The organism is Plantibacter sp. 2H11-2, from assembly GCF_050031945.1.
Lineage (GTDB): Bacteria > Actinomycetota > Actinomycetes > Actinomycetales > Microbacteriaceae > Plantibacter > Plantibacter auratus.
The window spans coordinates 1-255 of sequence record NZ_JBNBBL010000021.1 but is presented as its reverse complement, the minus strand read 5'-3'; the positions used below and the strand labels follow the sequence as shown (position 1 = coordinate 255).

At 59.2% G+C, this 255-nt stretch carries 1 rRNA gene; it reads right to left on the bottom strand.

From position 1 onward, the window contains the following. Positions 1 to 255, bottom strand: a 16S ribosomal RNA gene (locus ACQG07_RS19240); the annotation flags it as partial.

Here is a 255-nt window from a genome sequence, read left to right as displayed (position 1 = left end):
TCCGGACAACGCTTGCACCCTACGTATTACCGCGGCTGCTGGCACGTAGTTAGCCGGTGCTTTTTCTGCAGGTACCGTCACTTTCGCTTCTTCCCTGCTAAAAGAGGTTTACAACCCGAAGGCCGTCATCCCTCACGCGGCGTTGCTGCATCAGGCTTTCGCCCATTGTGCAATATTCCCCACTGCTGCCTCCCGTAGGAGTCTGGGCCGTGTCTCAGTCCCAGTGTGGCCGGTCACCCTCTCAGGCCGGCTACC